The organism is Okeania sp. SIO2F4 (assembly GCF_010672385.1).
In the GTDB taxonomy this organism is placed as follows: Bacteria; Cyanobacteriota; Cyanobacteriia; order Cyanobacteriales; family Microcoleaceae; genus Trichodesmium.
Genome location: NZ_JAAHGT010000725.1, coordinates 1 through 5,006, shown reverse-complemented (window position 1 = coordinate 5,006; position 5,006 = coordinate 1). Strand labels below are relative to the sequence as shown.

Genomic DNA, 5,006 nt, shown 5'->3' with positions numbered 1-5,006 from the left:
TTCTAATCATGGAGGTAGACAGTTAGATGGAGCGATCGCTACTATTGATGCTCTCCCAGAAGTAGTTGCAGCAGTAGGAAATCAAGTTGATGTATTAATAGATGGGGGTATCCGCAGAGGTACAGATATATTGAAAGCTTTAGCATTGGGGGCAAAAGCAGTTTTAATTGGGCGTCCGATTTTGTGGGCGCTAGCGGTGGACGGAGAAACTGGGGTGCGTCATTTGTTGGAACTATTGCGTGATGAATTAGATGTGGCCATGGCATTGAGTGGGTGTGCTAATATAGAAAATATAGATGCTAGTTTGGTACGTCAATTCAGCTAGTAAAATTGAAAATTTATATCGAGTTTTATATTTTTATAGGGACTAAAAAAATGAACAAATCTAAAATCGTTAATAATCCCAAAGTAAATGAAATAGACGAAACTAGAAATACAGGTATGGCTTACCTTTTATGGTGTTCTGGTTTCTTAGGTATTTGTGGATTACATAGATTTTATTCGGGGAAATATTTAACAGGTGCTATCTGGTTAGCTAGCGCAGGTTTATTAGGAATAGGTCAATTATTTGATGTATTCTTTATTCCTGGAATGGTAGAAGAGAAAAATCTGAAAATGCTGAAGAAACGATTAGATTCTGGGGATATATTTAATTACTTACCCCAGGAACAAATAGAGAGAATTTTAGAAAAAAATCCTCCCAAGTCAGACACACAAATTATTCTTGAATTGGCAAAGAAAAATCCAGAAGGAATTTCCATAGCCGATTGTATTATTGCCACAAATAAAACAGTACCAGAAATGAAAGAACTGTTAAAAAGTTTATATAAAGAGGGATTAGTTGAAATGGAAAATCACCCCGAAACAGGAGCAGTTATTTATAAAGTTTTTTAGTAAAGATGTTGATAAAGTACAGTCTTTTAAAGGGATGAGAAAAATATTCGATTTAGTATTTCAAGCCTCTAGTTTAAGCTAGAGGTACTGACAACTGATAACTGACAACTGAAATGACTGAAACACAAACAAATACACTGGCAATTGCTCAAGCAGCTTTTGAGAAATTGACTCACGGTTTAGCAACTGGAGAATGGGAACAATTTTTAGATATACTTACTGACGATTTTACCTTTTGGTTTCCTGTAGGCAAATTTCACGGTTTAAACAAGGGAAAAGACCGTGCCAGAGAATTTTTTAAGTATGTTTCCGAAGCATATAGTGAAGGACTTTCAATTACTTCTTTAGACCGCATTACTAGCAATGAAACAACAGTGGTCTTTGAATTTCGAGATGAAGGTCCTATGTGGGGAAAACCTTATAAAAATCGAGTAGCAATTTCTTTTGATGTCCGAGGTGACAAAATTTGTGCCTACCGAGAATATTTAGGTAGTGACGGTAAGTCGAATTAATTAATTGGAGATACTAATAGACATCTCCAATAATAAAAAATAAAATCAATTATCCCACATAAATCATCAATTATTTCTCCCTACTCCTTGCTCCCTGCTACCTACTCCCTCTTTTGTGGAGATGTCTAATGGGACTTACACAAAATAGAAGCAAAAAATAGGCTCAAATATAGACTGGCATAGGCTTTGACGTCAAAAAGGTATAAATCTTTAATCAGTAAGGGTTCTAGCCATTTTTAGGTCATCGACGTAATTCCGTTGTCTAGACTGACTTTAACCCATTTTTTCTCCCAGAACAGGATTTATAATAGGACTTACGCAAAACAATGTATTTCTGTCATTACGAGCGATAGCGAAGTAATCTCAAACGTCGAAATTGCGTTTCTTATGCGTAAGTCCTGTATAAATGTCCTAACCTTAATGCGTAACGCTATATACCACTTTGAAAAAAGAATACTACAAAAAGCTGCATCTCTATCGGAGATGCTTAAAAAGAGCAACTTTATCAGTCATACAAAATCCGGATAATTACTATATCTAAGTCCGCAGCGACTGGAACGGAGTCGAAGGAAGCAATCTCAGGGACGCAGGGAGATTGCTTCCTTCCGTCGCAATGACGAGTGTTCAACCGGATTCTATATCATATCAAATCCGGTAGCATTGGTGTAATTAGATAAAGATGCTGGGGAGATGGGGAGATGGGGAGATATAGAAAGATTTAGCAATAACTGAAGATGGAACATTTTTTTATACCGAACCCGAGCGGATTCTATATCAGAGATTACTTTTAACTTTTGAGTTTTGACTTGCGTGTAGCGCCATACTATTACTTTGATTTAATTCCAGTTTGCAAAACTTCCAAAACTTGCTGCATATTTCCTGTCAACATAGCAGACACATCTAACCATAACCCTGGAAATACCACAGAACAAATCACCCCCCGTTCATCCGGTATCAAGGAAATATAATCCCCATCCTCTAGACTAAACCAATCAATTTTTTGCTCAAACACCTGGCAAACAATATATTCCCGTACTCCACTACGCTGATAAGCAACTTTTTTATCCCCTAAATTTATAGTTGCACTACTAGCAGCAATTTCCACAACCAGTTCCGGTGCCCCTTCTATATACCCATCATCGCTAAGTCTAGAGTTTCCACCACTTTCCGGGTTAATTAGCAAGACACCATCCGGTTGTGGTTCATTATCAATATCCAAGCGAACTGTTGGTTCAATTCCCATTTGCACTTCAGGTGTAGCAACTTTGTATGTCCATAACCAACCAATAATATTGCCGTGAGGTTCAGCGTGGGGTTGGAAACGTAACGGGGATGCCATATAAACAACTCCTTGAATTAATTCAGCTTTTTTAACTTCTGGCATCCCTTGATAACGACGCTCGAATTTTAGTCTGGTTAAGCGATCGCCATTTTCTAATGGTGGCAATTGATAATTTAAGGTTTTAGGTATTGAAGATGTCATTTCAGTTATCAGTTATCATATAGAATCCAGTTGAACAATCGTCCGCAGCGACGATAGGAAGCAATCTCAGAGGTTGCGCGAGATTGCTTCCTTCCATGAGTGTAAGTCGCAATGACTTGGGTGGGGAGGTTTGATATAGAATCCGGTTATATAGCAATAGCAATAGTATATGTTATAATTATAGTTCAATATTCAATCTCCCCTGCTCCTCTACTCCATTATGCTATATTTTTATCCATTACCATAGGGAGTAAATTGACGCTTAAAAGCAGAATGAAAACCTATAACTATATCTGAAGTAGGTACACCCATCTCTACTAACCTCTCAGCAACAGACGCTTCCGTACCATTATATTGAATCCAAATTTTGCCATCTATAATATCAAAGTGCATCACCGGACCAAATACTCGTTTATCCCCTTGCCAACCTACATAAGCTAGTTGATAATGGTCATGTTCTCTATCAAATATTAGTTCTGCGTTTACTGTATCAGCGGTAGTTGCTATTTCTGCGTGTGAACTCAAAATTTGCCGAACAAATTGTCGATATTTTTCTAATTTATCCATTGAGATATCACCTCCAATTGAGGATTATAAATAATCAGTTTGACTTGATAACGTTTAAGAGAACGTTGGATAAAAGGAAGTTGAAAAAAATCTTGATAAGTTTCTACAGGAATAGCTAAATAAACAATTCGGTCTGCTTCTTGCTCTTCAAGTGCTTGACAATAGTTAAGATATTGTCCCAATGCAGTATGAAATGAGCTAATATCTGAGTCTGTAATAAAGCTTTTAATTTCTACAGCAATTTTTTCAGAACCTCGTTCTGCTGCAATGGCATTTTCTGCTGCCAAATCGATTTGTAATTTGATAGCTTCACTAATCCGAATTGTGAAAGGATCGTGGGTCATTTCAGTTATCAGTTATCAGTTAGCCTCCTATCGGAGGAACTGCGCAATTCAGTTATCAGTTATCAGTAACCTCTGGTTGAACCCAGAGGCTTGAAATAAAGAACTTTTATCTTTTCATCCCCTTAAAAGGGGAGGCTTTAAACCTCTTTTTTTGGTAATATTCCATCCATCTTTGATTAGAGCATTTTTAACCTGTTGATGGAAAATGTCTTTAGCCATTGTAGATTGTTTTCATATTAATATAAGGTTTAAGGGGAATATAAATTGGAAAAAAACTATATCATTTACTTACATAATTTTTGAAGCAAATTAAGTACAAAGCTTTATCACTATCAAAATCTTCGCCCCTTTTGTATCATCTCTGGAAATGATTCCTTGTCAATGAATACTTCCTGTCTGAGTTGTCGCATTTGATAAATTGCCACTAAAGTTGATTAAAGTTGATTCTCTCGTAACAGGTTTTCCCCAAGCATTATACCGGGGTTGTTCCTGTTCCTGAGATAATGGCTGAAAATTTACCATTATTTCTAAGTCTGTATCTTTCGTCTCCGATGACATTTGCACTTTTAATATCCCATCAGAATCTATATGAACTTTTAATTAGACCTCTCCAGAAAATAAACTTGCTCTTTATTTAAGACAAGCTAGAGTTGTCAAATTCATTCTCCAAAATCATTTTTAGTATCTTTTTCGTAAAAATATATACCCTTTTTCCTGTTAAGTGTTCCCTGTTCCCTACTAGCCACAAAAAATATATATCTTTTTCACGCCTATGTCTATTAAATACTCTGCACGATTAACCTCCTATTCTTTGGTGTGAAAACTATGGATTTTTTCTGGCAAGCGATCGAGTTCAATTACAGGAATATTTTCTGCTTTGAGTTGAGCTTTTACTTCCTCATTTCCATGTTCTAATTTAATCCGACCTTGCAGTTGAGGAATTAAAGCAGACCATTGTATTTGACTCAACTCCCCAACTAAAACAATTTCTGGTCCCTCATCTACCTCTAATTCTGACTCCATTAACAAGTTCATCACCACGCTAGATAAAATTAAATCTGCATCCTCAGCAGTAATATTGCTGTTATCTATTAATAGAGTCATCTTAGCTTTCTCTGGATGAGTCACCAGATTTTTAATTACTTCTTGTAATTCTAATCCCACCGTTTCTTCTGGTTGCGACCAGTCTGGGAAAATAATTAAATA

Annotated in this window: 8 protein-coding genes and 1 pseudogene; 3 read left to right on the top strand and 6 right to left on the bottom strand. The window is 36.4% G+C overall.

From position 1 onward, the window contains the following. The 3 genes from F6K22_RS31370 to F6K22_RS31360 form a co-directional block, all read left to right on the top strand. On the top strand, positions 1 to 325 hold a 325-nt coding region (locus F6K22_RS31370; RefSeq protein WP_293107277.1), incomplete at its 5' end, for an alpha-hydroxy acid oxidase. Between the two features lie 50 nt (positions 326 to 375). Then, a complete protein-coding gene (locus tag F6K22_RS31365; protein WP_293107274.1) occupies positions 376 to 894 on the top strand; it encodes a TM2 domain-containing protein in 519 nt (172 codons plus the stop codon). A gap of 113 nt (positions 895 to 1,007) precedes the next feature. Next, positions 1,008 to 1,406, top strand: a complete 399-nt coding sequence (locus F6K22_RS31360) for a nuclear transport factor 2 family protein (protein WP_293107272.1) — start codon at positions 1,008 to 1,010, stop codon at positions 1,404 to 1,406. Positions 1,407 to 2,232: 826 nt separating this feature from the next. On the opposite strand, the gene F6K22_RS31355 is transcribed toward F6K22_RS31360, so the two are convergent. From F6K22_RS31355 to F6K22_RS31330, 6 genes and pseudogenes are all read right to left on the bottom strand, one after another. Continuing rightward, positions 2,233 to 2,889, bottom strand: a complete 657-nt coding sequence (locus F6K22_RS31355) for a Uma2 family endonuclease (protein ID WP_293107269.1) — start codon at positions 2,887 to 2,889, stop codon at positions 2,233 to 2,235. A gap of 231 nt (positions 2,890 to 3,120) precedes the next feature. After that, positions 3,121 to 3,456 carry a XisI protein gene (locus F6K22_RS31350; protein ID WP_293107266.1) on the bottom strand — a complete coding sequence of 112 codons (336 nt, stop codon included), beginning with the start codon at positions 3,454 to 3,456 and terminating at the stop codon, positions 3,121 to 3,123. Further along, positions 3,444 to 3,800 (bottom strand): element excision factor XisH family protein, encoded by a 357-nt coding sequence (locus tag F6K22_RS31345; RefSeq protein WP_293107263.1) that lies wholly within the window; start codon positions 3,798 to 3,800, stop codon positions 3,444 to 3,446. The genes F6K22_RS31350 and F6K22_RS31345 overlap by 13 nt, the downstream gene beginning before the upstream one ends. Positions 3,801 to 3,914: 114 nt before the next feature. Further along, positions 3,915 to 4,019 (bottom strand): element excision factor XisH family protein, encoded by a 105-nt coding sequence (locus tag F6K22_RS31340; protein WP_293107260.1) that lies wholly within the window; start codon positions 4,017 to 4,019, stop codon positions 3,915 to 3,917. 159 nt (positions 4,020 to 4,178) lie between these two features. Continuing rightward, a complete protein-coding gene (locus F6K22_RS31335) occupies positions 4,179 to 4,364 on the bottom strand; it encodes a hypothetical protein (protein ID WP_293107257.1) in 186 nt (61 codons plus the stop codon). A 240-nt stretch (positions 4,365 to 4,604) separates the two neighbouring features. Continuing rightward, positions 4,605 to 5,006, bottom strand: a pseudogene (locus tag F6K22_RS31330) (methyltransferase domain-containing protein); the annotation flags it as partial.